This is a genomic window from Methylobacterium sp. J-043 (assembly GCF_022829505.1).
Classification (GTDB): Bacteria; Pseudomonadota; Alphaproteobacteria; order Rhizobiales; family Beijerinckiaceae; genus Methylobacterium; species Methylobacterium extorquens_A.
In genome coordinates this window covers 21,629-47,289 of record NZ_JAKSYB010000042.1, presented here as the reverse complement: position 1 = coordinate 47,289, position 25,661 = coordinate 21,629, and the positions used below count along the sequence as shown (strand labels likewise).

The following is a 25,661-nucleotide window of genomic DNA, read 5'->3' as shown; positions in this document are numbered from 1 at the left end:
TCGGGCAATCCTTCAATCGCCGCTGAAACGCTGCTCACGCCAGGGGTCGCCGTACATGTGGTAGCCGCGCAGCTCCCAGAACCCGGCCTCGTCCCGTTCGGTGAAGCGCAGGCCCTTCACCCATTTGGCGCTCTTCCAGAAGTAGAGATGCGGCACGAGGAGACGGGCCGGGCCACCGTGGTCGGGCGGGATCGGCTTGCCGTCGTAATGAGTCGCCACCATCGCCTTGCCGCCGGTCAGATCTGCGACCGGCAGGTTGGTGGTGTAGTCGTCGTGGCTTTCCGCCAGAAGGAAGCCCGTCGGCGCCTCGAGACCGGCCGCCGCGAGAATGTCGTCGAAGCTCACGCCCTCCCAGGCGGTGTCGAACTTCGACCACTTGGTCACGCAGTGGATGTCGCCGTTCCAGCGGGTGCGGGGCAGTTGCGCGAACTCGTCCCACGTCCAGCTCGACAGCGGGCGTGAGCCCTGGCGCAGGGTGAAGCGCCAGCTCTCGGTCGAAACCCGCGGCGTCGGTCCAAGCTGGAGCACGGGGAAATCGTCGGTGAGGTACTGACCCGGCGGAAGCCGCTCGCGGATCGCCGCGGCGGGGGGCCGCCCGGTAAAGCCTCGCGTCGCCATCACGCTCCTCCGCCGTCCCGTTTGCAGGGTGCCGTGCCGGCGCACGGCCCCTCCCGATCCGATACGAACCCCAGAGGCGGCAACGGAGCTTCGCCCGAAAGCGTTCCGCGCCGACCCATGTTCCCCGAAAACACCTTGCCGAAACGCCGTCAGGCCGGCCGTGACAGGTCGGGACGTGGAAGCCGCAGGATGCGCGGCCGCCAGATGCCGAGCACGACGTTGATGACCGCGACGGCGAGGATCACCCAAAGGGTGTTGCTCTCGGCCGCGAGCGCGCCCGTGAGGGTGGCGGGATCGATCTCGCCACGGAGGGCGGCGGCGCTGCGCCGGGCTTCCTCCTGCATCGGCCCCTGGATGCCGACGAAGCCGCCCTCGAACACCAGAATACCGGTGGCGAGCTTGACCCAGGCCCACCCCGCCTCGCGAAAGCCCGGATGCAGCGCGACCGCCAGCAGCCCGGAGATCAGCGTCAGGCCGAGCGAGGGCAGGAAGATCCATGTCGCGACCGAGCCCATCGCGCCGCGCATCAGGGCGTAGCCGGCAAGCGAGGCGGGGGGCGGGGTGTGGCTCAGGAGGATGACGAGGCAGGCCATCGCCCCCATCAGCCCGACCGCCCCCATCGTGTGCAGGAACTTGAGCAGGGACTTGAGAACGCGTCGCATGTCGGTGCGCCCCGGCCGCGGCAATCGCACAAGGATTCAAGACACGATTGTAGACACGAAAGCGAACGCGGCGCGAGCGGCGCGCCGCCAGGGCAATGCCGCCCACGAACGGCTCGGACACCGGCGGTGGAGGCGCGTGTTCGAACCAAGACTTCCCTGCACTGCGGCAGACGCAAATCGGTTTCTACTTTAGACCTGGAATAAATTGTTGTTCTGCCGCAACGACATGCTCCCTCCCAGACAAATCCCGCAAAATAGACAAGCACACACTTGCGGCCCGTAAAGCTGCATATGTAAACGCGCGGTGTTGGTTCCGTGGAGCCGGCTCTCGAATTGGAACGGCCATGAGCAACGCAGCGCAGGGAAGAAACCACCCCGTCACACGGGGGTCGGCCGCGCTCGTCACCGGGTCGGGCGCCCTGCTCGGCCTCGCCCTGTTCTGGCCGCTGAGCGTCCACGCGCAAACCGTCCCGCCGGAGGGTGGCGAGGCCGTTTTGTCCGAACTCTCGGTCACGGGCATCGGCGAGCGGGCGAGCGGTCCCGTCGTCGGATACCGCGCCACGCGCTCGGCCACCGCGACGCGGACGGACACGGCGCTTCGCGATACGCCGCAATCGATTCAGGTGGTCCCGCGCGAGGTTCTGGTCGATCAGCAGAATGTCCGCCTGACCGACGCGCTCACCAATGTCAGCAACGTCCAGCCGGGGGGCACCATCCAGGGCCGCTCCGACACCTACATCCTGCGCGGCTTCCGCACCCAGACCTACGCCATCGACGGGCTGGTGCTGAACCCGGCCAACACCTTTCAGCCGACGCAGCGCGACCTCGCCAACGTCGAGCGGATCGAGGTGCTCAAGGGCCCGGCCTCCGTGCTCTACGGCCAGGGCGACCCCGGCGGCCTGATCAACATCGTCACGCGCCAGCCGACCCTGGCGCCGTCCGCCGACCTGACCGTCCAGGGCGGCTCGTTCGGCTTCCGCCGGGTGCAGGGCTCGGTCTCGGGTGCGATCCCGAGCGTGGAGGGGCTTGCTGCCCGCTTCAGCTTCGGCACGCAGAACGAGGCGACCTTCCGCGATTTCGGCGGCCCGGAGAACTCCCGGCACTTCTTCGCGCCGGCCTTCGTCTGGACGCCCGATCCTTCGACGCGCGTCTACCTCAACGCCGAGTTCACCCGTCAGCACAGCCAGTACGACGAGGGCCTGATCGCGTTGCGCGGCCGGGTGCCGCTCGACAACGTCCGCCGCTTCTACGGCGAGCCGTGGTCGCGCTACTACGGCGAGTCGAACGCGATCACCCTGCTGGCCGAGCACGACGTCAACGAGAACCTGACCCTGCAGCAGGCGATCAACGGCCAGTGGGGATCGTTCAATCTCCTGGCGACCCGTGCGACGGGTGTGAACGCTGCCGGCACCACGGTGACGCGGCGCCTCACCGAGGGCGAATCGATCTATCACTCCCTCGACAGCCGGACCGAGGCGGTCGGACGCTTCATCGATCCGTTCGGCTTCCGCCACACCGCTCTGGCCGGCTTCGAGATCGTGGACGGCTTCCGCCATCCGTTCACGACGCAAGGGACCGCGACCTCGGTCTCCTTCCTCAACCCGATCCGGGGTTCGGTGCCGCAGATCGGCACGCTGGCCCTGCAGAGCGACCTGCGGCAGAAGCTCAGCCTGTTCGGCCTCTACATGCAGGACCAGATCGAGTTCTTCCCCGGCCTGCAGCTCGTGCTCGGCGTGCGGTTCGATACGGCCGACCAGCTCTATTTCCAGCGCACGCCCACCACCCGGACGATCCCGCCGGAACAGAACCTCACCGGGGTCTCGCCGCGGGTCGGCCTCGTCTGGCGGCCAATCGAGCCGCTCACGCTCTACGGCAGCTACACCACCTCCTTCGTGCCGCAGACCGCCAACGTCCTCAACGTCGCGAGCCCGCCGCCGGAGACCGGCGAGCAGGTGGAGGTCGGCGCCCGCTTCGACCTGATCCCCGACCGGCTCACGGTGAGTGCGGCCGCCTTCCGCATCCTGCGCGCGAACGTCGCCGCCTCCGATCCGGTCAATACCGGCTTCTCGATCATCACCGGCGAGCAGCGCTCGCAGGGGTTCGAGGGCGACATCGTCGGCGAGATTCTGCCGGGCTGGAAGGTCATCGGCGGCATCGGCTATCTCGATGCGGAGGTCACGAAGGATGCGACCATCGCCATCGGCAACCGCTTGCCCGCGGCACCGGTCTTCAGCGCCAGCGTCTGGTCGACCTATCAGTTCCAGGGCGGCCCCCTGCACGGCTGGGGCTTCGGCGGCGGCCTCACCTATGTCGGTGAGCGCTTCGGCGACATCACCAACACCTACAAGGTCGGCGCCTATGCCCGGCTCGATGCGACCGTGTTCTACGAGATCGACCCGACCTGGCGCTTCGCCGTGAACGGCCGCAACCTGACCGACCGGCGCTACATCGAGCAGCCGTTCAACCAATTCAACAACCAGCCGGGCGCGCCCCTGACGGTGCTCGCCAGCCTGACGGCGCGCTACTGAGGGACGCGCCGTCCGGGAACAGGACACCGAACCGAACCGCCTTTCTCGGAGCCTCATGCCGTCAGCTTTCTCTCCCGCCCGCACCGTTCTGTTTCGCCTGCACTGGGCACTCGGCCTCACCGCCGGGCTCGTGCTCGCGCTGGTGGGACTGACGGGTGCGCTGATGAGCTACGAGGAGGCGATCACGGCCTTCGCCAACCGTGACCGGATACAGGTCTCGGCGGCGCAGGACCGGCCGCCGCTCACCCCCTCGGCCCTGGCGGGACGGATCGAGGCGCAGTTGCAGGGGCAGCGGGTCGCCGCACTGACCCTGTCGGGCGATCCCGTTCAGAGCGCCGTGGCGCGTTTTGCCCGCGACCGGGCGGGCGGGCGGCCCTCGCCCGTCTACGCCGACCCCACTGAGGGGACCGTGCTCGGCCCCGTGCGGCTTGAGGGGTTCTTCGGCACCGTGCGGGAGTTGCACCGCTGGCTGCTGCTTCCCGGTGAGGGCAAGGGCTGGGGTCGCACGATCACCGGGGCCTGCGCCATCGCGCTGCTCGTCTTCCTCGGCAGCGGGCTGTACCTGCGCTGGCCCGGACGGCATGGCTGGCGGGTCTGGCTCCGGCCGCACCTCGCCCGGCCCGGCCGGGCCCGCTGGTGGTCGCTGCACGCGGTCGCCGGGACGTGGCTGCTGCCGGTCTACGCGGTGGCCGCCCTGTCGGGCCTGTGGTGGTCCTACGAATCGTACCGTGCGGGCGCGACATGGCTTCTGACGGGCCAAACACCCCCGGCGCGATCTGCCGACCGACCGCCCGGCAGCAAGCTCCCGGACGGCAAGTCGCCGGACGGAAAGATTCCGGATGGCACATCGGCCATCGACGCCGCCTGGGCGGAGTTTTCAGCCACGCACACGCCAGCCCTCGCGACCCTGACCCTGCCGGGGCCGGAGGCCGCGGCGATCCGCATCCGCTGGCACGCCCCGGATTCGAACCTTCGCAACGAGGCCACCTACGACGCCCGCACCGGCGCCCGGCTCACCGACAAGCGCGCCACGGACTCCGCGCTCGGCCCGCGCATCGCCGACAACATGCTGGAGGTGCATCGCGGGCGCTTCTTCGGCGCGCCCGTCGCCCTGGTGTTCTGCCTCGCGGCGCTCGCGCTCCCCGGCTTCTTCGCGACCGGGCTGACGCTCTACGTGCTGCGCCGCCGGGCCGGGCGGCGGAGGGTTTTGGGCCGCGCATCCCGTCCGACCGAGGCCCCTGTGCGGGGATGATGGCGCGACCATCGAACTGAGGCTCCGAGCCGGCGGTTCTCACAAAGACGTGAGAAGGACCGGGACCGAAAATGGGCGTACCCTCAACGCGAAACCGGCTGCTTCAGGCGCTCCCGCCGGAAGAGTTGGAGCCGCTTCTTCCGCAATTCGAGCGTGTCCAGGTCCACAAGGGCGACATCCTCTGGTCCGTCGGGGATCCGCTCGATGTCGTCTACTTCCCGGAAGCCGGGCTGTCGTCGAACGTGGCCGTCACCAGTGACGGGCGGCGGATCGAGGTCGGCTGCTTCGGCTACGAGGGCATGGTCAGCACGGGCAGCGTGCTGAACGTGGATCGCGCACCGCACGAGCTTCTGGTGCAGGTCGGTGGCCCCTGGCTGCGGATCGGGGCTGATGCGTTCCGCGAAGCGCTCCGGAGCAGTCACGCCCTGCACGACCTGCTGCTGCGCTACACCCACACGGTGATGATGACCCTGAGCCAGACGGCGATGTCGAACGGCGCCTACTCCGTCGAGGAGCGTCTGGCCCGCTGGATCCTGATGACGCACGACCGTCTGGACGGCAACGATCTCTCGCTCACGCACGATTTCCTGTCGATCATGCTGGCGACGCAGCGCTCCACCGTGACGCTGGCGATCCAGGCGCTCGAGGGCTACGGCGCGATCCAGGCCAAGCGGGCTCTGGTCACCGTCCGCGACCGCGGGATGCTGTGCGACCTCGCCGGAAACAGCTACGGTCCCGCCGAAGCCGCGTACGAGCGCTTGATCGGTCCGTTCCGGAAGAGCCCGGCCCCATCGCCCGAGTGAGGACGTCCGACGCGACGCGCCGGCCATCGCCGTTCGATCCCGGCGCCTTATCTCGCCCGGAACGACATGGGGACACGCGACGATGGCAAAGGACATTCTGTGCGGTTTCGGCATCGACGTCGATGCGGTCGCGGGCTGGCTCGGCTCCTACGGCGGCGAGGATTCGCCGGACGACATCTCGCGCGGCCTCTTCGCCGGTGAGGTGGGCGCACCGCGCCTCGTGAAGCTGTTCAAGCGCCTCGACATCCGTACGACCTGGTTCATCCCCGGCCACTCGATCGAGACCTTCCCCGAGCAGATGCGGGCGGTCGCCGATGCCGGCCACGAGATCGGCATCCACGGCTACAGCCACGAGAACCCGATCGCCATGACGCGCGAGCAGGAGACCGAGGTTCTCGACAAGTGCATCGACCTCGTCGAACGGCTCTCCGGCCGGCGCCCGACGGGCTACGTCGCCCCGTGGTGGGAGTTTTCCAACGTCACCAACGAACTCCTGCTCGAACGCGGCATCAAGTACGACCACTCGCTGATGCACGACGACTTCACGCCCTACTACGTGCGCGTCGGCGACCAGTGGACGAAGATCGATTACGCCGGAAAGCCGGCCGACTGGATGGTGCCGCTGAAGCGCGGACAGGAGACCGGCCTCATCGAGATCCCGGCCAACTGGTATCTCGACGACCTGCCGCCGATGATGTTCATCAAGAAGGCACCCAACAGCCATGGCTTCGTCAACCCGCGCGACATCGAGCAGATGTGGCGCGACCAGTTCGACTGGGTCTACCGCGAGATGGACTACGCCGTCTTCCCGATGACGATCCATCCGGACGTCGCGGGCCGGCCGCAGGTGCTGCTGATGCTGGAGCGCCTGTTCGACTACATGAAGGGCCATGAAGGCGTGCGGTTCGTGACCATGAACGAGATGGCCGACGACTTCGCCCGGCGCTTCCCGCGCCAAGTCTGACCGGAGCCCGAGGAACCGCCATGTGCTCGCTCTGCGGCGTGCTCGGCATCGAGACCCACTGGACGGATGCGGTCGCACGCCCCGGCACCTACTCGCGCAACGACACGGCCCGCGAGCGCCGACTGGAACGGACGAGGCGGATCCGCCTCGCCAACCGGATCTTGTCCGCCTACCGGCTGACCCTCTCCGACTTCCAGGGGCGCACCTACATGCTCGCCACGGCGACCGGGAAGGTCGAGATGATCGACACCCTCGCCCATCTCTGGCCGACGGCGGAGCGGCTCTCCGGGCGGGCCTTCGACCCGCTCGACGAGGGGCTGCTCGCCCACATGCACCGCACGGCATGACGGCGCCCGCCCTCCTGCCGGTCAACCTGCTGACCGGCTTCCTCGGCTCGGGCAAGACCACGCTGCTGCGCCGGCTCCTGTCCGATCCGGCCCTCGCGGGGGCCGCCGTCCTCATCAACGAGTTCGGCGAAGTCGGCCTCGACCACCACCTCGTCGAGCGCATCGATGAGACGATGGTGCTGCTGCAATCCGGCTGCGTCTGCTGCACCATCCGGGGCGAGTTGTCGGAGGCCCTGCGCGACCTGTTGTCGAAGCGGGCGCGTGGCCTCGTGCCGGCCTTCGACCGGCTCGTGATCGAATCGACCGGGCTCGCCGACCCGTTCCCGATCCTCTCGACGCTGCGGGCCGACCCCGTGCTGTCCCATCACCTCGCCCCCGGCAGCATCGTGGCGACGGTGGATGCCGTGAACGCCGACGATCAGATCGCGCGCCGGCCGGAGATGACCCAGCAGGTCGCGGCCGCCGACCGGATCGTCGTGACGAAGGGCGACCTCGTGGGCCCGGAGGCGCGGGACACGCTCGTCCTCCGCCTTGCCGCGCTGAACCCGGCGGCGACCGTGGTGGACGTCCATGACGGGGGTTGGGATGCGACTTGGCTGATGGTCGAGACGGCGGGGCTCGCCCCGGTTCGCATGCCCGCGGAGGCTGGCGAGGACCATGCCGACCACGCGCATCACCGGCACGATCCCAACCGGCACGGCGCGACGATCCGCTCGTTTGCCGTCACGCTCGACCGGCCGATCGACTGGACCGGTTTTGGCATCTGGCTGTCGATGCTGCTCAACCGCCACGGCCACCGCATCCTGCGGGTCAAGGGTATCCTCGACCTCGCCGGAGAAGAACGGCCGGTCGCCGTCCATGGCGTGCAGCACCTCGTCCATCCGCCGACGCATATGGCGGCTTGGCCGGACGGTCCGCGCACCTCCCGCCTCGTCTTCATCGTGGACGGGATCGAGGAGGCCCGCATCCGCGCTTCGTTCGAGGTGTTCGCCGGGCTCAGCTGAGGCGGCGCGGCGACGGGCCGCGCGGAGCGGTGGCGCACCTTTTCTCAGCTTGAGACGCACGCGGATGGATGTTCCAAAGAACGACTGCAGGTCGAGATCCGATCCCTCCGCAGCAGTTGGGATCGGACATCACAGCCGTCCGGATCCTCATGCTGAAAAGTTAGATCTTGCTGTATTCAAGTCGATTGATCCGGATTCCGCTCGATCCCATCGATCTGGCGTAGCGCCGGCACGGCAAAATCAATGAAGGCGCGGACCGCCGGTCTTAGACTCCGGGTAGACCGATAGCTGACGAACAAGTCGGACGGATGGATCTCCCAATCCGGCAGCACGCGAACCAGCCGGCCGTCGGCAAGATCGCGATCGATGAGAAGACGCTGGGCCGTCCCGACGCCGCGACCGGCGCGCAGCGCTTCCAGCAGCACGCCGACGCTGTTGGTGCGAAGCACCGGCTTGATCGTGATCGCGATATCCTCTCGGTCTCGCCGGAGCGGCAGAGTACCGCTCTGCGAAAGCGATGCGTCGGTGACGATGAGGTCGTGCGCCGCGAGCGCGGCTGGCGTGTCGATCGGCGCATGAGCGGCCAAGTAAGAGGGCGCAGCCACGAGATGTCGGCGAACAATGCCGATACGCGACTGCACGACACCCTGAGCTTTTGCCCGGGTATGTCCGAACGCAAGATCGATATTGCCGACGCGAAGATCGGCCGGCATGTTCTCAAGCCTCAGATCGACCGTCACGCCAGGATGAAGCATCCTGAACCTATGCGCGATATCGTGGAGGTGTCGCTCGCCGAGACAGGCCAGAGCCTGCAACCTCAACAATCCAGTGATCGCGCCGGCCTCGTCCTTCGCGGCGCCGATCGCCGCATCGATGATCGATAGCGTGTCGCCCAGACGCTCGCGCAGGCGCGCGCCCTGGTCCGTCGGCCGGGCGCCTATCGGGCCGCGTTCGAGCAGCGGCGCTCCCACATGGGCCTCAAGGTTGCGTATCAACTTGCTGATCGCCGGCTGAGTGAGCCCGAGGCCCCGGGCTGCGGATGTCATCGAGCCGTGCTCCAAGACCTGCACGAAGGCACGCAGCGAGCGCGCGAGATCCATGGGCCATAACCTTTCGGCATGAGGCGGTTTCCGATGCGAGGAATAGCGGCTGCGCGATCGTCTGCCAAAACGGGGAAGCCGACAGCATGGAAAACCCGCATGGACATCGGACGCCGCAACGCCCTTAAAAACCTTGCTGGTGCTGCGCTCGCAGCCACAGCCGCACCGCAGGCACGCGCACGTTTGGGGCCGATCGAGTCTCGGGTTGCTCGTCTGAATGGCTGCGACATCCACTATCGCATCATGGGGAACGGTCCTCCCGTCGTGCTGCTGCACGGTTGGCCGCAAACCTCGTTCGCGTGGCGGGGCGTGATGCACAGGCTCGCCGACCGATACCGTCTGATCGCACCGGATCTCAGAGGGACGGGCCTCTCGGGGAAGACAGAATCCGGATACGACAAGCGCACCATCGCCGAGGACGTTCGGCAATTGATCGTCCAAGAAGCGAACGGACGCGCGCATCTCGTTGGCCACGACATGGGCGGCAAGGCTGCGCTTGTGCAGGCTCTGCTGTCGCCGGGCTCCATCGCGAAGCTGGTGCTGGTCGACTGCTCGGTACCGGGCACCGAGAACATGGACACGTGGCGCGGCGGCCTATGGCACTACGGGTTCCATATGGCGCCCGACCTACCGGAGATTCTGACGAAAGGCCGTGAGCACGAGTATATCGCCGCGCAGATCAAGGCATGGTCCCATCGCAAGGACGCCGTGACCGAAGAGGCCATCTCGGAGTTCGCCTCGCATTACGCCAAGCCAGGCGCGATGACCGCCGGGTTCAACTTCTATCGGGCGTTGAGGGCCGATGCTGCCCTGATGGCGTCGTTGCGCGACCGCCGGCTCATGATGCCGGTGATGACGATCGGCGGGCGCCAGAGTATCGGCGGCAAGCTTGCCGACGCCGTGGCGCCGCGCTGCGATCGACATGTCGGCGTCGTCATCGAAGATTGCGGCCATTTCGTTGCCGAGGAGGCGGAGAGTGCCTTCTGCGAACACCTTGATCGGTTCCTCAGCGCCTGAACCTCGACAGGACGATTCCAGAGCGAGAGCGACCCGAGGTCGAGGGAGAGAGCATGCCGCTGAGCAGCGTTCAATCATGCGCTACCCAATAGTTCGGCCGGTTGGGATCAGAACGCCGCGAAGGGACATCGGGAGGGCCCGCGCAGAGTCGAAAGCCGCTCCTCGCCAGATCAACCCGACGGGTCTCGCCCCTCAAGCTCCTACCACCGCCTCCTTCGGGAACCGCATCGCGAACACGGCCCCCTGCCCCGGCCCTTCGGAAAAGGCCTCGGCGCGGCCGCCGTGCAACTCGGCGATGCGCTTGACGATGGAGAGGCCGAGCCCCGTCGAGCCCTCGCCGCCGGTGGGCTTGGCCGAGAGGCGCTGGAAGCGCCCGAACAGGCGGCCAGCATCTTCCGGCGACAGACCGGGGCCCTGGTCGGCCACGGCGCAGATGAGGTCTCCCCCCTCCTCCCGCACGCTCACCGTAATCGCGCCGCCGGGAAAGGAGTACTTGATCGCGTTCGAGACGAGGTTGTCGAGCGCTTCGCGCAGCCGCTCGGCATCGCCGCAGAGAGAGAGCGGGGCGGGCAGATCCGTCACCAGGCTCTGGCCCTTCGATTCGGCGAGCGGCCGGTTGGCCTCGCAGACCTCGCGAGCGAGGCCAGGGAGATCGACGGGCTCCCGCCGCAGGGTGATGTCGAGGGCGTCGTTCATGGCATCGGCCATGAGGCTGTCGATCATGTCGATCAGACGGGTCGCGGAGGTACGGACGTGCTCGACCTGGGTCTGCATCGCCGCCCGCGCCTTCTCCGCGCCGGACGCATCCCCCTGGTCGAGACCGATCAGGTCGGTCAGCATCTCGGAGCGGCCGAGGATCACCGAGAGCGGGTTCTTCAGGTCGTGGGCGATGGTGCCCAGAATCTCGGTCTTGAGGCTGTTGGCCCGGCGCAGATCCGAGCGCTGCATGTCGAGGCGGCGGTTGGCGCGGATCAGCTCGGCGGTGCGTTCGACCACCCGCTGTTCCAGGGTGACGTTGGCGCGCTGCAGCCGGTCGTAGAGAATCACATTGTCGAAGGCGACCGAGAGGCGCCCCGCCAACAGGGTAATCAGCGCCCGGTCGGTGTCGGAGAGCGGGCGGTCGGTGTCGATCAGCGCGACGATCTCGCTGCCGCTCGCGGTCTGGACGTAGAGCGTGGAGAGGCCGTCGCCGAAGCTGTGACGGCGTGCCGCGAAGGCCTGCTCGACCAGCGGCTGGATGCCGGGATCGAGCGGCCAGCCGGGGTCGCGCCCGACATAGCCGCCATAGAGCCCCGAGCCCGCCAGCACGCAGAAGCCACCCTCCCGCCGGTCGGCGGCACTCTCATCCTCGCGCAGAACGAGGATGCCGGCGCAATCGACGTTGAGGAGCGAGGCGACCTGAGTCAGCACGCCTTCGGCCAGACGCTGCATCGACTTGTGGTCGAGCAGCATCGGCGCGGCGTCGATGATGATCTCCAGGCCGCGCCGGGTCTCGTCGAGCCGCCGGAGCTGCTGGTAGGCCCGGAGCGCCGCGGTGAGGCTGGTGAACAGCTTGTCGGCGGTGAGTTCGGTCTTCGCCTTGTAGTCGTTGATGTCGTAATCGACGATGACGCGCCGCTCCGGCGCCTGACCCGGCTGGCCGGTGCGCAGGATGATGCGGACGGTCTCCTCCTTCAGCTCCCGGCGAATGTAGTCGACGAGCCTCAGCCCGGCATCGTCGGTCTCCATCACCACGTCGAGCAGCACGATGGCGACGTCGCGCCGCTCGGCGAGCAGCGCCCGCGCCTCCTGGCCCGAATGGGCGGAGAGGATCTCGAGGCCCCGCCCGTCGAGGCTGTAGCCGGCGAGCGCGTAGCGGGTGCCCTCGTGTACGGCCGGGTCGTCATCGACCACCGCGATGGTCCATGTGCCGGCTCGGGCCGGCGCCTCCGCCGCTTCGTCGGGGATGAGGTCGAGCCAGTCGTCGTCGGTCGCGTCGTTCATCGCGTGAAGGCCTTCCCGAGGTCCTCTAAGTCACCCGCACGCATCCGCCGACCGAATCAGCGTAACGCGTGCTCCCGCGCCGCCCTTGATGAAGCGGCGCGAGCAGTTGCACCGTTCGAAAGCACACACCGCGATGCTTAGCGAAATCCTGCGACGAAATCTTTTCGAAAGGCGCGTGGTCTCAACGCATATCCCGCCGCCCCGTGTCGGCCCGCTTCAATGATCCCGCCCAAATCCGGCACGGATCGTCCGACAAGATCCGTTGATCGCGCGCCCGGTGGCGTCGCCAAGCTCGGACGGATCGGGCATGGTGAGGGCGAAAGCTGTTGAGTCCGGCTGAGGACGCCTTTGGGTGCCTTTCGATTCGAGGAACAATCGCGGTGTCGATCCAATTCTCTTCGCCGGACTTCACAGGCGCCGACTCATGACTGCGACCGGCCCCCACATCGCCGTCGTGGACGATGAGGCGGATGCCCGCGCCATGGTCGGGGACTACCTGCGCCTTCACGGCTTCGACGTGACCCTGTGCGAGGGCGGACGGGCGCTGCGGGCGCATCTTCGGATCCGCACGCCGGACCTGATCGTGCTCGATCTCAACATGCCCGAGGAGGACGGCCTCTCCATCGTCCGGGACCTGAAGGCGCGCAGCCCGATCCCGATCATCATGCTGACGGCGACGGCCAGCCCGATCGACCGGGTGGTGGGGCTCGAACTCGGCGCGGACGATTACCTGCCCAAGCCCTGCGAGTTACGCGAACTCGTCGCCCGGGTGCGCTCGGTGCTGCGGCGGGCGCAGGGCGCGCCGGCATCTCCATCGGCACCGGCCCCCGAAGTCGCGGCACCGGCGCGAACCGTCCGGTTCGGAACGAAGTGGCTCGAACTCGATGCCCTGCGCCTGCGCGACGATGCGGGCGTGGAGCAGCCGCTCACCCGCTCGGAATTCGATCTGCTCAAGGCCTTTGCCGACCATCCGAAGCGGGCCCTGTCGCGCGAGCGGCTGCTCGACCTCGCCGACGCCCGCGATCCGGACGCGTTCGACCGGGCGATCGACGTGCGAATCAACCGCATCCGCAAGAAGGTGGAGCCGGACCCGGCCAACCCGCGCTACATCCGCACCGTGCGCGGCCTCGGCTACATCTTCCGGCCCGAAGGCGACTGAGGGTGCATTCGCCGCCGAATGTTTCGTCGGCGGCTCCGGGACGCAACAATCACCTTCTGATCCCGTGATCCTGTGACCGGCGACGCAAAACGCCGGACATGCCCCCCTGCCTACAACCATCGCCATCGACGACGGCAAGGCCGCGAGGGGGGATGTCATGCAGGGATTGGTCTCGATGATCGCCGCGAGCGCGGTTTTGTCCGCCGGCCTCGTTGCCGGCTTGGCCGCGGCGGATGCCGCCGCCGGCCCGAAGCCGGCGCGGTCCGCGGCACCCATCGAGGCGCCCGCCGCCGTGGTGCCCAAGGCGGCAACCCCCAAAGGGGCAACACCCGAGGCGACGGCGCTCAAAGGCGAACCATCGACGGCCGCCCCCTGTGCCGCCGCCTGGCCCTACCAACCGGCGGCCTGCGCCGCCGACGGGCGCAAGGTCCGCATCATCGCTCTCACCGGGCGTTGAGGAGGGCCGCCATGCCGCATTTCTCGAAGGAGGCCATGGAGGCCTCGGCGGAGACGCTGGCCACCCTGCGGGAGATCCTGCACGGGCGCCAGCAAGGCGGGCGCGACGGCCGGCCCGTCCCGACGACGCCGACCAAGGAAGGGCGCTTCGGCACCTCCGGCGGCCGGGGGATTCCAGTGCGCAAACGGCGCCACACGGCCCCGGCGGGTGCGTGAGGGCGGCTCGGCCCGCCATCCCCATAGAGACCGGCGCGAGCCCCTTGTCGGGCGACGCGTTTCCGGCGACGATCCCGCTCCGACGAAGGACGCTCCCGAGGGAGCCCGCCACGGGGCGAGGATGCGGGTCGGCCGGAAGATTGCCCTGGTCGGCGGTGTCCCGATCCTCGTCGCCGCAGCCATCGCGGCGGCGGGCTGGTTCCTGCTCGCGGAAGGAGAGCGGGCCCGGGCCGGCGCCCTGCTCGCCGCCCGCGTCTATCACGACCTCACCCTGGCGCGGATGGTCCGTGACGATTCCATCACCGCCCGCGCCGACGCGCGCGCGGCGATCGAGACGCGGTTCTTCGACCTGACTAGCAGGGCCGGCCAAGGTCTGGAGGCGATTCAGAATCAGGCCCGCACCCGGAGCCAGGCCGAGCGGGCCGGCGCGGCGCGCCGATCCCTCGACCGCTACGTGGCACGAATGCAGGATTTCTCGGCGGTCGCCCGCGAGAATGACGGCCTCACCGCCGAGATGGGCCAGCGCGCGAACCGCCTGACCGACCTTGCCGAGCAGGCACGCCAGCGCCAACAAGCCTCCAACGTCGATCTCGCCTGGACGATGACGGGGAAGGTGAACCGGCTGCGCGCGACCCGCGACGTCGTGGCAGGGCTCAACGCCATGCTGGCCGCCGCGTGGCAAGACAGGCTGACCCGGCAACGCGGCGAGGAAGCCGCGCGCCCTGAGCGCACCCGCCTCGTCCATGCCGTCCGAGACCTCGCCGCGGCCCTGCGCGCCACCTCGCGCGAGACCGAAGCGACGGAGGCCGAGAGGCTGACCGCCTCGGATCCGCCCCCCGGCGACCGGCTGACCGAGTGGGGCGAGCGCTGGCTCAAGATCGCGACCTCCGAGCAGCGCACGCTCGACGACGCCGTGGCGCAGCTCCTCGCCTACGCGAGCGAGGCCAACGCGACCGAGCAGGCGACGCAGAACATCGGTATCGCCACGCTCAAGCTCGGCCAGCGCACCGCCGAGGCGCTGGCCCGCCGGGATGCGGAGGCCGTCTCCGCCATGCTCGGCGAGGGCGAGCGGCTCTCGGCCAGCGCCGCCGCCCTGCCGATCTCGCCGCTGATCCAATCCGACATGATCGAGGCCATCGACGGATGGCGCGCGCGGCTCGCCACAACGATCGACGGGCTCAAGCGCCAGAACGCGATGATCGCCGAGATGGACGGCCTCGCCGCGACCTTGAGCGAGGCCGCCCGCGCCCTCAATGACGACGCGGTCGAGGATGCCGACCGATTCGGCACCTTCCTCGGCCGGCTCCTCCTCGCCGGTGCGGCCATCGGCCTGCTGCTCGGTGCCCTGGTCGCCCTGGCGGTGGCCCGCTCGATCCTCGTGCCGCTGCGCCAGCTTCAGGGCGACATGATCGCGCTCGCCGCCGACCCGAAGGCAGAGGGACTCTCGGGCACGCAGCGCACGGACGAACTCGGCGACATCGCCCGCGCCACGAACTTCTTCGTGACCGAGATCGGCCGGCGCGAACGGGCGCTGCGGCGGGCCAAGGATCAGGCGGACACCGCCCTGCACGATCTCCGCCAAGCCCAGGACGACTTGATCCGCGCGGAAAAACTCGCCTCGCTGGGACAACTCGTGGCCGGCGTCGCCCACGAGATCAACACGCCGCTCGGCATCGCGCTGACCACCGCGACGCTGGTGCGCGACGAGACGCGGGCCTTCCAGGGCCTGGTCGCGGCGGGCACGCTCTCGCGCTCGCGCCTAACCCATTTCGTCGATCGGGTTGGCGAGGGAACGCAACTGCTCTGCGCGAACCTGACCCGCGCCGCCGACCTCGTCCACGGCTTCAAGCAGGTGGCGGTGGACCGGGCGAGCGACGAGCGCCGCAGCTTCGACCTCGATGTCTGGCTCGGCGAACTTCTCGCGAGCCTGCAGCCGATGCTGCGCAAGGGCGGCCACCGGATTCGGCGTGAGGTCCCGCCCGGCATCGTCGTCGACACCTATCCCGGCGTGCTCGCGCAGGTCGTCACCAATCTCGTCGCCAACGCCGTCGTGCACGGGTTCGCCGGCGCCGAGCGGCCCGGAACCATCACGGTGCGGGTCTCGGCGCCCGGAGCGCTCGTTCGGTTGGAGGTGAGCGACGACGGTGGCGGCATCGCGCCGGAGCATCTCGGGCGCATCTTCGACCCGTTCTTCACCACCGCCCGCTCCCGCGGCAGCACCGGGCTCGGCATGCACATCGTGCACAACCTCGTCACGGCCAAACTCCAGGGCCGCATCGCCATCGAGAGCGACCCGGGCCGGGGCACCCTTGTGCGCCTGGACTTCCCACGGGCGCCCGGCGGCGCCGAGCGGCCGGGCACAGCGCGCCGGCCCACCGGGGCGGAGGCACGATGAGACGCCTCGTCCGCGCCGACCTCGCCCGCATCGGCATCCGCGCACGGCCGACCACCCGCGACTGGAACGCCTACCGCGCGGCTCCCTACGGCGGCGCACGGACGATGATGCTCTACGGCTGGACCCGCGACAACGGCGGCCCCGACAACGTCATGAACGTGCTGCTCGGCTGCCGGGCGGTGGCAGTGGGAGGCGCAGACCCGCTTCCGCGATGCCGTTCCCTGGGTGCCGCTCGCCCACCCCGTCATCCACATGGCAGCCCGACGCGCGGTACGCGGCTTCCGGACGGACCCGCTCGGGCGCACCCCGTTCGAGGGGGTGACGTTGGCGGAGTAGTGTTTTGCAGCGCCGTATCTCTCGCGTTGCGAGATATCATATATTATCCACCGGTGAGTTCGCATGGATGCCACGCTCGCGCGACGGGTTGCACCGCAGCCTGCCAGTCGCCAGATGTGCGCCTTCCCCGCCGTCTCCGCGTGCTTTGGCCCGCGCGTTGCAGCGGGCGTTTCTCGCTCGGCTCTCCGGGCGAGCGGATGGTATCCTGGGGGCGAGGCCCCGCCGGAGCTATTCGACCTGTATTCGGATCGAGGCGGGCGTCGGAAAGGACGATGAGGTGAGTGGGGCCATGACCGACGCGGCCGATCAAGAAGCCGGTTTCCTGAACGAACTCGGCCGCCGCGTTCGCCACGCGCGGACGGTGCGCGGGCTGTCACGCAAGCTGCTCTCGCAGGCCTCCGGCCTGTCCGAGCGCTACATCGCCCAGCTCGAAAGCGGCCAGGGCAACGTCTCCATCATCCTGCTGCGGCGCGTCGCCAACGCGATGGGGATGCGGCTCGACGATCTCGTCGCGACCCAGGAAGCCTCGTCCGATTGGCGCGTCATCCGCGACCTGCTCGATCAGGCGAGCCCGGACCAGATCGCCCTGGCCAAGTCGGCGCTCGCAGGCTCGACCGGCGCGGAAGCGCGCACGGTCCGGCGGCGCGTGGCGCTGGTGGGTCTGCGCGGCGCCGGCAAATCGACGCTGGGCCGGATGGCGGCGGCCCATCTCGGCTGGCGTTTCGTGGAGCTCAACACGGAAATCGAGCGCGAGAACGGTCTGTCCGTGCGCGAGATCTTCGCGATCTACGGCCAGGAAGGCTACCGCCGGCTGGAGCAGAAGGCCCTGCGCGGCCTCGCCGAGCAGCCGGGGCCGATGGTGCTCGCCACCGGCGGCAGCATCGTCGCCGAGCCGCTGACCTACGACCTGCTGCTCTCCTCCTTCTACACGATCTGGCTTCAGGCCCGCCCCGAGGAGCACCTGCAGCGGGTGCGCGACCAGGGCCATGTCGAAGGTAAGGGCGATCCGGCCTCGGTGCTGGAGGATCTGCGCGCGGTGCTGCTCAGCCGCGAGCCGCTCTACGCCCGCGCCTCCGCCGTCGTGGACACCTCCGACGTACCGGTCGAGACCATGTCCGAGCGTCTGATCGAAGTGATCGAGTCCCGCTTCAGCGGCAACGACACCGGCGGCCGGCGTCCGGCCGCGTGACGGCGGCTTGCGCGGCACCATCCGCCGCAGGGTGACACACGACCTCTTGATGCGCCGCAGGATCGCCCCAAGCTGTAGGGCTTGACCCGGCGCGGGCGAAGACGCTTCTCTCCCGGGCGGTTTTCGCGATACGCGTCGTAACCTCAGGCCCCACCCGGCGGCATAACCTGTCTCGCTGGCCGCCTCGGCAAGGCAGGCGGGGCGGCGTGAACACGCTTCCGGAAACGGGCGCGTTGTGACCGCAAGCCGGATGGACAGCCCAGGCTGTCGAGGAGGAATGCATGTCCGCCAGTCCGTCGCTCAGTCCGGCCTCCGGGCGCGAAGGCATCGCCGGCATCGTCGATCCGCTCTGGACGCGCGTGCGCACCGAGGCGGAAACGGTGGTGCGCGACGAGCCGCAGCTCGCCTCGTTCTTCGTTGCGACCATCCTCAACCATCCGACCTTGGAGGCGGCGGTGGCGCACCGCGTCGCCACACGCCTCGGCCATGCCTCGCTCTCGTCCGAACTCGTCGCCCACGGCTTCCACGAAGCGCTTCAGGACGATGCCCGCATCGGCCAAAGCATGCGCGCCGACATCCTCGCGGTGATGGACCGCGACCCGGCGACGACGCGCGCGCTCGAGCCACTACTCTACTTCAAGGGTTTCCACGCGATCCAGGCGCATCGGCTTGCCCACTGGTACTGGGGCCAGGGCCGGCGCGACCTCGCACTCTACCTCCAGAGCCGGTCGTCGGAGGTGTTCCAGACCGACATCCACCCGGCCGCCCGGATTGGGCGCGGGGTGTTCTTCGACCACGCCACCGGGGTCGTGATCGGCTCCACCGCGGTGATCGAGGACGATGTGTCAATCCTGCATGCGGTGACGCTCGGCGGCACGGGCAAGCATGGCGGCGACCGCCACCCCAAGATCCGTCGCGGCGTGATGATCGGCGCGGGCGCCAAGATCCTCGGCAACATCGAGGTCGGGGCCTGTGCCCGGGTCGCAGCCGGCTCGGTCGTGCTCCGGTCGGTGCCGGCCCACACCACCGTCGTCGGCGTGCCGGCACGCGTCGTCGGTGCGGCCGGCTGCGCCGAGCCCGCCCGCTCGATGGACCAGCTCGTGGCGATGAGCGAGTTCATCGATATCGCCGGCGGGATCTGAAGCCGCTCTCCGCGCCCGGCGGGTTGCCTGCCCTCCCCCGACGTGGCAAGCCGCCGGCCACCATCACAAGCCCCTCAGCGCTGCCGCCGGGACCGCTCGTCCCGGCACGCACCGCCTCGCAAGAAGGTTGACGGCGTGACCAAGACCGAAGTCGCCAAGCTGCAGGATTACCTGCGCCGCAAGTTCGCCAATGCCAGCATCCGCGTCGTGGCGATGAAGACCGGCGATTCCGCCGAGGTGTTCATCGGCGAGGAGTCGATCGGTGTCCTCGCGGACGACAAGGAAGACGGCGACGATTCCTTCACCTTCCGGATGGCGATCCTCGACATCGATCTCGAAGAAGACGCCTGATACGGATCCCGCTTGATGAAAGCGGGATGCGAATCGCTCAGCCCGCACGGCGATTGAGCGAAGACCAAATCCGCCATCCCGAAGGGATCAATAGGATTTGGTATGAAGTCGCAAGCCGGCCTTCGTCTGGGCCGGCAGCGCCGCCCACAGGCTCGACGCCCACCTTTGGCGTCGAGCCTGTGGGCGGCGTTAGCGTTAACGAAACGTCTTTCTTAACAACACGTAAACGATCGGTCAGACTGCGCGTCATGTCCTGAGAAGGAGCGTCGAGCGCGTCATGACCGTGAGCCCGTCTTCCGTCGAATCCATCCAGGCGCTCATCGTCGGCCTCGCTCTGGCGGGGCTGCTCGCGAGCGCCTTCGAATACGCCACGAACCGGCGGGCGAGCTTTCGCCTGCTGGAAGCCGGCGGCGTCACCGCCCTGGCCGCGCTGCCGATGATCGCAGTGGTCGCGCCCTTCATCATCCTGCGCAACACCCTGCGGGGTCGGCGCATCGAGCGCCGGCCGATCCCCTTCGTGATGATCGCGACGATGATCGCCTGCGGCTGGAGCCTGCTCTCGGGCCAGATCGCCCTCGGCATGGCCCATCGGCTGGCCGGGCTGTAGCACCGTCTTTTTCCGAAAGCCGGCAACCACCTTTCGGAACGATGCTCTCGCCGGCCTCTACTGCCGCACCCACATGACGCGGGCCATCCAGGCGACCTCGGCGAGCGGCACCATGCGGTCCTCGTGGTCGGGGTTGAGCGAGGCGAGTTCGATGGTGCGGGCGGTGCGGCGGCGCAGTTCCTTGGCCAGCACCTCGCCGTTGCTGAGCCGCGCGACGATCCGGTCGCCCTTGCGGATGCTGGCATTCGGGGCGACGATCAGCACGTCGCCGTCGCGGTAGAGCGGCAGCATCGAATCGCCCTGCACCTCCAGCGCGAAAGCGCGGTCACCGCCGAGATCGGGAAACTCGATCTCCTCCCAGCCAGGCCCGCCGGTCGGAATGCCCTCGTCCGTGAACAGGCGACCGGACCCAGCCTGGGTCAGACCGATCAGCGGCACCATGGTCCGGGCCGGCCCTTGATGGGAATCGACCAGCCGCAGGAAGTCGTCGAGGCTGGCGCCGGTGGCGGCGAGCACCTTGGCGATCGATTCGGTAGAGGGCCAGCGCTTGCGCCCGTCGGGGCCGACGCGCTTCGAGCGGTTGAAACTCGTGGCATCGAGGCCGGCACGCCGGGCGAGCCCCGAGGCGGAGAAGCCGTGGCGCTCGGCCAACCGGTCGATCGCAGTCCAGATCTGCTCGTGCGACAGCATGGCGGCCTCAAACCGGCGCGTGTGCCGTTGAGACATACGGCCTAAAGTTAGGAAACTAGAACCCGCTGACCCTGGACGCAATCGGAGCATCCGGAGAGGCGAGTGTCGCATCTGAACGGCAAGCGGTGAAGACGTGGCACCCCGTATCCGGCATCGGTTGCCGCGGGGAAGCGCGCGTTCTATCGCTCCGGACGATTGACCCCTGGAGATCGGATGGCCCTCGTCTACAAGATCTGTCCGCGCGGCCTCTGGCAGGAGGCCGAAGCGCTCGGCCGCTTCACCGGCGCGCCCGTCGACCACGCCGACGGCTTCATCCACTTCTCGACCGCGGAACAGGTCGCCGAGACCGCCGCCCGCCACTTTTCCGGTCAGGACGATCTGCTCCTCGTGGCGATCGAGAGCGACGATCTCGGACCGGCCCTGCGGTTCGAGCCGTCGCGGGGTGGCGCGCTGTTCCCGCACCTCTACGGCGACCTTTCCTTGAGCGCCGTGCGCTCCGTGACCGACATGCCCCTGGGGGCGGACGGGCGGCACGTATTCCCGGCGGAGATCCCGCAGGCATGATCGACGCGCTCTTCCCCCTTGCCCGGCCGCTGCTGCACGGGCTCGACGCCGAGACGGCGCACGACCTGACGATTCGCGGCCTCTCGCTGCTGCCGCCGCGTCGGCCGCCGGCCGACGACGCGTCGCTTGCCGTCGAGATGTTCGGGCAACGCTTTCCCAACCCTGTCGGCCTCGCCGCCGGCTTCGACAAGGGCGCGCGGGTGGCCGACGCGCTGCTGGGCCTCGGCTTCGGTTTCGTCGAGGTCGGCGGAGTCGTGCCGCAGCCGCAGCCCGGCAATCCGCGCCCGCGGGTGTTCCGGCTTCCCGGCGACCGGGCGGTGATCAACCGCTTCGGCCTCAACAGCGAGGGGCTCGACGCGGTGGCCGACCGACTCAAGGCCCGCGCCGGACGCGAGGGGATCGTCGGCGTCAATATCGGGGCCAACAAGGAATCGGCGGACCGGCTCGCCGACTACGTCGCCTGCACCGGGCGGCTCGCGCCGCATGTCGCCTTCATCACCGTCAACGTCTCCTCGCCCAACACGCCGGGCCTGCGCGACCTTCAGGGCGAGGCCTTCCTCGACGACCTGCTCGCCCGCGTCGTCGCCGCCCGCGATGCCAGCGGATCGAGCGCCGCCGTGCTGCTCAAGATCGCGCCCGACATTGCCCTCGAAGGGCTCGACGCCATGACGGCGACGGCGCTCCGGCGCGGCATCCAGGGCCTCGTCGTCTCGAACACCACGATCGCGCGGCCGGCATCCCTCACGGAATCCTCCGTCGCGAAGGAGACCGGCGGCCTGTCCGGACGGCCACTGTTCGGCCCGTCGACGCGGCTCCTGGCCGAGACCTACCTGCGCGTCGGCGACCGGATCCCGCTGATCGGCGTCGGCGGCATCGATTCGGCAGAGGCCGCCTGGACCAAGATCCGCGCGGGTGCGCGCCTCGTCCAGCTCTACTCCGCCCTCGTCTACGAGGGGCCGGGGCTGGTCGGCACGATCAAGCGCGGCTTAAGCCAACGCCTGCGGGCGGAGGGGCTGACGAGTCTCGCCCCGGTCGTCGGGCGGGACGCGGCCGCCCTCGCGCGGGACGCCTGACTTAACGCCACGCAATCGCGCGGCGTGTTCGGTGGGCTCGGCGCTTTGATTGAGTTGGCCCCGCCTTGCCATGATGGAGCGGGTCCAGTTCCGACTGTCACCGCACGCGTCCGTGACGTGATCCGACCTCGCGACGGCTGCCGGTCTCGCCTCCCATTCGGCCCGCACCGCGAAATCGGATCTGATCTACAAGGGAGCCGGCCGTTTGGGTGAACCGGCTGGCAGCGCAATTTCATACGATGAGCATTTTGATGCAATGCATCAAAGTTCCGCTGGTCAGCCTTGGCTCTCGTGCTGATTTAGCTTCGAGCCATTCCAGAAACAGGCACCTTCTAGAATCGGATTAAACTGCCCTGCGTGCGACGAATGCCTCCCCCATCATCGACCGCCCATCAACTCGCACCTGCGAGATGTTATTTCCCGGCCACGACATCTGAGACCGCTCACCCGCCAGGGGGCGAAGTGGCGGGCGGGGATCGTCGAACACATCTCCCACATCGCGAAGACCGGGCTCTCGGATGGATCGTTCGCAAGGCTTACCCAAGCGTTCTTCCGCCGCGGGCGGGTGGGGTGCGCTGAAGAGCTGCGGTAAGTTCCTGTTGGGGAGTCGCGCGCCGCTCTCCGGCGCGCGCGCCCTGCTCAGCGCCAACCAGCCCGACGGCTTCGACTGCCCCGGCTGCGCCTGGGGTGACCCGGCTCACGGTTCATCGTTCGAGTTCTGCGAGAACGGCGTGAAGGCGGTCTCCTGGGAGGCCACCGACAAGCGCGCGACGCCGCGTTTCTTTGCCAAGCATCCGGTCTCGGAGCTGCGCGGCTGGACCGATTACGCGCTGGAGAGCGAGGGCCGCCTTACCCATCCGATGCGCTACGATGCGCAGAGCGACACCTACCGCGCCGTGGAGTGGGAGGAGGCGTTCGCCGAGATCGGCGCGACCCTGCGCGGCCTCGACCATCCCGACCGCGTCGAGTTCTACACCTCCGGCCGCGCCTCCAACGAGGCGGCCTACCTCTATCAACTCTTCGCCCGCGCCTACGGCACCAACAACTTCCCCGATTGCTCGAACATGTGCCACGAGGCGAGCGGCATCGCCCTCGTCCAGGCCATCGGCATCGGCAAGGGCACGGTGCTGCTGGAAGACTTCGAGAAGGCGGATGCGATCTTCGTCGTCGGCCAGAACCCCGGCACCAACCATCCGCGCATGCTGGGCGACCTACGCCGGGCCGCCGAACGCGGCGCGCGGGTCGTGGTGCTCAACCCCGTGCGCGAGCGCGGGCTGGAGCGCTTCGCGGATCCGCAGAACAGCGTCGAGATGCTGCGCGGCGCCAGCCGCCCGATCGCCAGCCACTACTACCAGCCGAAGCCCGGCGGCGACATGGCCGCCTTCCGCGGCATCGCCAAGGTCGTCTTCGCCCGTGATGCGGCGGCGATCGAGGCGGGCAAGGCTTCGCTCCTCGACCACGCCTTCCTCGCCGCCCATACCGGCGCCTTCGCCGATTACCGCGCTGCGGTCGAGGCGACGGAATGGGATGCGATCCTCGACCAGTCCGGCCTGACCCGCGAGGAGATCGAGACCGCGGCCGACGTCTATCTCGGCGCCGACAAGGTGATCGCGACCTGGGCGATGGGCGTGACCCAGCACCGCCACTCGGTCGCGACGATCCGCGAGATCGCCAACCTCCTGTTCCTGCGCGGCCATATCGGTCGGCCCGGTGCGGGCCTGTGCCCGGTGCGCGGCCATTCCAACGTGCAGGGCGACCGCACCGTCGGCATCAACGAGAAGCCGCCGCTGGCCCTGCTCGAAGCCCTGGACCGGGAGTTCGGCCTCGCCGTGCCGCGCAAGCACGGCCACAACGTGCTCGGCGCCATCGGCGCGATGCTCGACGGCTCGGCCAAAGCCTTCATCGGGCTCGGCGGCAACTTCGTGCGCGCGACGCCGGACACGCGTCTGGTGGAGAAGGCGCTCGCCGGTTGCGAACTCACCGTCCACATCGCGACGAAGCTCAACCACTCGCATCTCGTGCCGGGCCGGGTCTCCTACCTGCTGCCCTGCCTCGGGCGCACCGAGATCGACCGCAACAGCCGGGCCAAGGTTCAGATCGTGACCGTCGAGGATTCGATGAGCATGGTCCACGGCTCGGGCGGCATCAACAAGCCGGCCTCCCCGCACCTGCGCTCGGAGATCGGCATCATCGCCGGCATGGCCGCGGCCACCGTGGGTTCGGAGCGGATCGACTGGGCGGCGCTCGCCGACGATTACGACCTCATCCGCGATCGCATCGAGCGGACGATTCCGGGGTTTTCCGGCTTCAACACCCGGGTGCGCCGGCCCCGCGGCTTCATGCTGCGCAATCTCGCGGCCGAGCGGGTGTTCGAGACCGCGACCGGACGGGCGGGTTTCTCCAGCGGCCCGCTGCCGGTGGCGACCGAGCACCAGCGCGCGCGCGCGCAGGGCGACACGTTCGTGCTGCAGACCTTCCGCAGCCACGACCAGTACAACACCACGATCTACGGGCTCGATGACCGCTACCGCGGCGTCTACGGCGAGCGCCGCGTCGTGTTCGCCAACCCGGACGACCTCGCCGAGTTGAAGGCGCGGGCGGGCGAGCGGGTCGATCTCATCTGCGTCCATGCCGAGGACGGCGTCGAGCGGGTGGCGGAGGATTTCCGCCTCGTGCCCTTCGACATGCCGCGCGGCGCGCTCGCCGGCTACTATCCGGAACTCAACGTGCTGGTGCCGCTCTCGGCCTTCGGCGAGTTCTCGGACACCCCGACCTCGAAGTCGGTGCTGGTTCAAGTGCGGGCCCGTGCCGCGAACGCCGTGGGCAAAGCCGCGTGAGCAGGGAGAACGGCCGCGTGAGCGAACCCGCCGCCGACGCCGAGACCTTTCTCGCCGCGACCGACACGATCGCGGCCCTGCGTCCCGAACTGAGTCTTCTGGAGGCCGGCCTGCTCGCCGGCCTGCATCTCGGGCTGGCGGCCGACAGCCGGACTTTCGCCCGCATCTTCGGCGTCGAGCACGCCCTGGTGCTGCGGGCGGTGGAGGTTCTGACCGGTGAAGCGCTTCTAACCGTGACCGCCCGTGACGGCCGCACCCAGCGCACCCGCTACGAGGCAAGCCCGGCAGGCAGCGCGGTGCTGACGGCGCTCGCCGCCTGACGTTAGAGCGTCGTCCTGGATATCGGATCCAGGACGACGCTCTAACAC

24 protein-coding genes are annotated in these 25,661 nt (G+C 68.9%); 19 read left to right on the top strand and 5 right to left on the bottom strand.

What is annotated here, in order from left to right; genetic code table 11:
• Window positions 1-12: 12 nt before the first annotated feature.
• Entirely contained in the window at window positions 13-618 is a 606-nt protein-coding gene (locus tag MKK50_RS09205; RefSeq protein ID WP_499021826.1) for a sulfite oxidase-like oxidoreductase, read from the bottom strand.
• Window positions 619-767: 149 nt separating this feature from the next.
• Window positions 768-1,280, bottom strand: coding sequence for a hypothetical protein (locus MKK50_RS09200; RefSeq protein ID WP_499021824.1), 513 nt, complete (start codon window positions 1,278-1,280; stop codon window positions 768-770).
• 344 nt (window positions 1,281-1,624) lie between these two features.
• On the opposite strand from MKK50_RS09200, the gene MKK50_RS09195 reads away from it, so the two are divergent.
• From MKK50_RS09195 to MKK50_RS09170, 6 genes are all read left to right on the top strand, one after another.
• Window positions 1,625-3,808, top strand: coding sequence for a TonB-dependent siderophore receptor (locus MKK50_RS09195; protein ID WP_499021823.1), 2,184 nt, complete (start codon window positions 1,625-1,627; stop codon window positions 3,806-3,808).
• 55 nt (window positions 3,809-3,863) lie between these two features.
• The gene (locus MKK50_RS09190) at window positions 3,864-5,060 is read left to right on the top strand and encodes a PepSY-associated TM helix domain-containing protein (protein ID WP_499021821.1); all 1,197 of its coding nucleotides are present in this window, start codon (window positions 3,864-3,866) and stop codon (window positions 5,058-5,060) included.
• Between the two features lie 71 nt (window positions 5,061-5,131).
• Window positions 5,132-5,863 carry a Crp/Fnr family transcriptional regulator gene (locus MKK50_RS09185; protein WP_253372840.1) on the top strand — a complete coding sequence of 244 codons (732 nt, stop codon included), beginning with the start codon at window positions 5,132-5,134 and terminating at the stop codon, window positions 5,861-5,863.
• A gap of 82 nt (window positions 5,864-5,945) precedes the next feature.
• Complete coding sequence (locus MKK50_RS09180; RefSeq protein WP_499021820.1) at window positions 5,946-6,827, top strand: polysaccharide deacetylase family protein; 882 nt, start codon at window positions 5,946-5,948, stop codon at window positions 6,825-6,827.
• 20 nt (window positions 6,828-6,847) lie between these two features.
• Entirely contained in the window at window positions 6,848-7,174 is a 327-nt protein-coding gene (locus MKK50_RS09175) for a hypothetical protein (protein ID WP_499021819.1), read from the top strand.
• Window positions 7,171-8,178: a CobW family GTP-binding protein gene (locus MKK50_RS09170; protein WP_499021817.1), complete on the top strand. Its 1,008-nt coding sequence runs from the start codon at window positions 7,171-7,173 to the stop codon at window positions 8,176-8,178. The genes MKK50_RS09175 and MKK50_RS09170 overlap by 4 nt, the downstream gene beginning before the upstream one ends.
• 176 nt (window positions 8,179-8,354) lie before the next feature.
• Here the strand turns inward: MKK50_RS09170 and MKK50_RS09165 are convergent, their stop codons facing one another.
• Window positions 8,355-9,278 (bottom strand): LysR family transcriptional regulator, encoded by a 924-nt coding sequence (locus tag MKK50_RS09165; RefSeq protein WP_499021816.1) that lies wholly within the window; start codon window positions 9,276-9,278, stop codon window positions 8,355-8,357.
• A gap of 99 nt (window positions 9,279-9,377) precedes the next feature.
• Between MKK50_RS09165 and MKK50_RS09160 the strand changes: the two genes are divergently transcribed.
• A complete protein-coding gene (locus tag MKK50_RS09160; RefSeq protein ID WP_499021814.1) occupies window positions 9,378-10,295 on the top strand; it encodes an alpha/beta fold hydrolase in 918 nt (305 codons plus the stop codon).
• Between the two features lie 192 nt (window positions 10,296-10,487).
• On the opposite strand, the gene MKK50_RS09155 is transcribed toward MKK50_RS09160, so the two are convergent.
• Window positions 10,488-12,278 carry an ATP-binding response regulator gene (locus MKK50_RS09155; protein WP_499021812.1) on the bottom strand — a complete coding sequence of 597 codons (1,791 nt, stop codon included), beginning with the start codon at window positions 12,276-12,278 and terminating at the stop codon, window positions 10,488-10,490.
• A 424-nt stretch (window positions 12,279-12,702) separates the two neighbouring features.
• Here MKK50_RS09155 and MKK50_RS09150 point away from each other — a divergent pair, with 424 nt between their 5' ends.
• The 8 genes from MKK50_RS09150 to MKK50_RS09115 all read left to right on the top strand — a co-directional run bounded on the left by MKK50_RS09150 (window position 12,703) and on the right by MKK50_RS09115 (window position 20,129).
• The gene (locus tag MKK50_RS09150) at window positions 12,703-13,437 is read left to right on the top strand and encodes a response regulator (protein ID WP_499021811.1); all 735 of its coding nucleotides are present in this window, start codon (window positions 12,703-12,705) and stop codon (window positions 13,435-13,437) included.
• Between the two features lie 157 nt (window positions 13,438-13,594).
• On the top strand, window positions 13,595-13,894 hold the full coding sequence (locus MKK50_RS09145; RefSeq protein WP_499021809.1) for a hypothetical protein: 300 nt from the start codon (window positions 13,595-13,597) through the stop codon (window positions 13,892-13,894).
• A gap of 11 nt (window positions 13,895-13,905) precedes the next feature.
• Window positions 13,906-14,109 carry a hypothetical protein gene (locus tag MKK50_RS09140; RefSeq protein WP_499021807.1) on the top strand — a complete coding sequence of 68 codons (204 nt, stop codon included), beginning with the start codon at window positions 13,906-13,908 and terminating at the stop codon, window positions 14,107-14,109.
• A 121-nt stretch (window positions 14,110-14,230) separates the two neighbouring features.
• On the top strand, window positions 14,231-16,504 hold the full coding sequence (locus MKK50_RS09135) for a sensor histidine kinase (RefSeq protein ID WP_499021805.1): 2,274 nt from the start codon (window positions 14,231-14,233) through the stop codon (window positions 16,502-16,504).
• A gap of 625 nt (window positions 16,505-17,129) precedes the next feature.
• Complete coding sequence (locus MKK50_RS09130; protein WP_253372860.1) at window positions 17,130-18,029, top strand: helix-turn-helix transcriptional regulator; 900 nt, start codon at window positions 17,130-17,132, stop codon at window positions 18,027-18,029.
• A gap of 281 nt (window positions 18,030-18,310) precedes the next feature.
• On the top strand, window positions 18,311-19,171 hold the full coding sequence (gene cysE / locus MKK50_RS09125; protein WP_499021804.1) for a serine O-acetyltransferase: 861 nt from the start codon (window positions 18,311-18,313) through the stop codon (window positions 19,169-19,171).
• Between the two features lie 135 nt (window positions 19,172-19,306).
• On the top strand, window positions 19,307-19,522 hold the full coding sequence (locus MKK50_RS09120; protein WP_056198925.1) for a DUF3126 family protein: 216 nt from the start codon (window positions 19,307-19,309) through the stop codon (window positions 19,520-19,522).
• 277 nt (window positions 19,523-19,799) lie between these two features.
• Window positions 19,800-20,129 (top strand): DUF6949 family protein, encoded by a 330-nt coding sequence (locus MKK50_RS09115; RefSeq protein WP_012253606.1) that lies wholly within the window; start codon window positions 19,800-19,802, stop codon window positions 20,127-20,129.
• Window positions 20,130-20,186: 57 nt separating this feature from the next.
• Here the strand turns inward: MKK50_RS09115 and MKK50_RS09110 are convergent, their stop codons facing one another.
• On the bottom strand, window positions 20,187-20,819 hold the full coding sequence (locus tag MKK50_RS09110; protein WP_253372864.1) for a S24 family peptidase: 633 nt from the start codon (window positions 20,817-20,819) through the stop codon (window positions 20,187-20,189).
• 213 nt (window positions 20,820-21,032) lie between these two features.
• Here MKK50_RS09110 and MKK50_RS09105 point away from each other — a divergent pair, with 213 nt between their 5' ends.
• From MKK50_RS09105 to MKK50_RS09090, 4 genes are all read left to right on the top strand, one after another.
• Window positions 21,033-21,383 carry a DUF952 domain-containing protein gene (locus tag MKK50_RS09105; protein WP_499021801.1) on the top strand — a complete coding sequence of 117 codons (351 nt, stop codon included), beginning with the start codon at window positions 21,033-21,035 and terminating at the stop codon, window positions 21,381-21,383.
• The gene (locus MKK50_RS09100) at window positions 21,380-22,456 is read left to right on the top strand and encodes a quinone-dependent dihydroorotate dehydrogenase (RefSeq protein ID WP_499021800.1); all 1,077 of its coding nucleotides are present in this window, start codon (window positions 21,380-21,382) and stop codon (window positions 22,454-22,456) included. The genes MKK50_RS09105 and MKK50_RS09100 overlap by 4 nt, the downstream gene beginning before the upstream one ends.
• A gap of 518 nt (window positions 22,457-22,974) precedes the next feature.
• Window positions 22,975-25,293, top strand: coding sequence for an FdhF/YdeP family oxidoreductase (locus MKK50_RS09095; protein WP_499021799.1), 2,319 nt, complete (start codon window positions 22,975-22,977; stop codon window positions 25,291-25,293).
• Between the two features lie 17 nt (window positions 25,294-25,310).
• Window positions 25,311-25,613, top strand: a complete 303-nt coding sequence (locus MKK50_RS09090) for a hypothetical protein (protein ID WP_499021798.1) — start codon at window positions 25,311-25,313, stop codon at window positions 25,611-25,613.
• Window positions 25,614-25,661: the final 48 nt, after the last annotated feature.

Coding starts and splice junctions, on each gene's coding strand:
- MKK50_RS09205 (WP_499021826.1), bottom strand. CDS start 618: ATGGCGACGCGAGGCTTTACCGGGCGGCCCCCCGCCGCGGCGATCCGC.
- MKK50_RS09200 (WP_499021824.1), bottom strand. CDS start 1,280: ATGCGACGCGTTCTCAAGTCCCTGCTCAAGTTCCTGCACACGATGGGG.
- MKK50_RS09195 (WP_499021823.1), top strand. CDS start 1,625: ATGAGCAACGCAGCGCAGGGAAGAAACCACCCCGTCACACGGGGGTCG.
- MKK50_RS09190 (WP_499021821.1), top strand. CDS start 3,864: ATGCCGTCAGCTTTCTCTCCCGCCCGCACCGTTCTGTTTCGCCTGCAC.
- MKK50_RS09185 (WP_253372840.1), top strand. CDS start 5,132: ATGGGCGTACCCTCAACGCGAAACCGGCTGCTTCAGGCGCTCCCGCCG.
- MKK50_RS09180 (WP_499021820.1), top strand. CDS start 5,946: ATGGCAAAGGACATTCTGTGCGGTTTCGGCATCGACGTCGATGCGGTC.
- MKK50_RS09175 (WP_499021819.1), top strand. CDS start 6,848: ATGTGCTCGCTCTGCGGCGTGCTCGGCATCGAGACCCACTGGACGGAT.
- MKK50_RS09170 (WP_499021817.1), top strand. CDS start 7,171: ATGACGGCGCCCGCCCTCCTGCCGGTCAACCTGCTGACCGGCTTCCTC.
- MKK50_RS09165 (WP_499021816.1), bottom strand. CDS start 9,278: ATGGATCTCGCGCGCTCGCTGCGTGCCTTCGTGCAGGTCTTGGAGCAC.
- MKK50_RS09160 (WP_499021814.1), top strand. CDS start 9,378: ATGGACATCGGACGCCGCAACGCCCTTAAAAACCTTGCTGGTGCTGCG.
- MKK50_RS09155 (WP_499021812.1), bottom strand. CDS start 12,278: ATGAACGACGCGACCGACGACGACTGGCTCGACCTCATCCCCGACGAA.
- MKK50_RS09150 (WP_499021811.1), top strand. CDS start 12,703: ATGACTGCGACCGGCCCCCACATCGCCGTCGTGGACGATGAGGCGGAT.
- MKK50_RS09145 (WP_499021809.1), top strand. CDS start 13,595: ATGCAGGGATTGGTCTCGATGATCGCCGCGAGCGCGGTTTTGTCCGCC.
- MKK50_RS09140 (WP_499021807.1), top strand. CDS start 13,906: ATGCCGCATTTCTCGAAGGAGGCCATGGAGGCCTCGGCGGAGACGCTG.
- MKK50_RS09135 (WP_499021805.1), top strand. CDS start 14,231: ATGCGGGTCGGCCGGAAGATTGCCCTGGTCGGCGGTGTCCCGATCCTC.
- MKK50_RS09130 (WP_253372860.1), top strand. CDS start 17,130: ATGACCGACGCGGCCGATCAAGAAGCCGGTTTCCTGAACGAACTCGGC.
- cysE (WP_499021804.1), top strand. CDS start 18,311: ATGTCCGCCAGTCCGTCGCTCAGTCCGGCCTCCGGGCGCGAAGGCATC.
- MKK50_RS09115 (WP_012253606.1), top strand. CDS start 19,800: ATGACCGTGAGCCCGTCTTCCGTCGAATCCATCCAGGCGCTCATCGTC.
- MKK50_RS09110 (WP_253372864.1), bottom strand. CDS start 20,819: ATGCTGTCGCACGAGCAGATCTGGACTGCGATCGACCGGTTGGCCGAG.
- MKK50_RS09105 (WP_499021801.1), top strand. CDS start 21,033: ATGGCCCTCGTCTACAAGATCTGTCCGCGCGGCCTCTGGCAGGAGGCC.
- MKK50_RS09100 (WP_499021800.1), top strand. CDS start 21,380: ATGATCGACGCGCTCTTCCCCCTTGCCCGGCCGCTGCTGCACGGGCTC.
- MKK50_RS09095 (WP_499021799.1), top strand. CDS start 22,975: ATGGATCGTTCGCAAGGCTTACCCAAGCGTTCTTCCGCCGCGGGCGGG.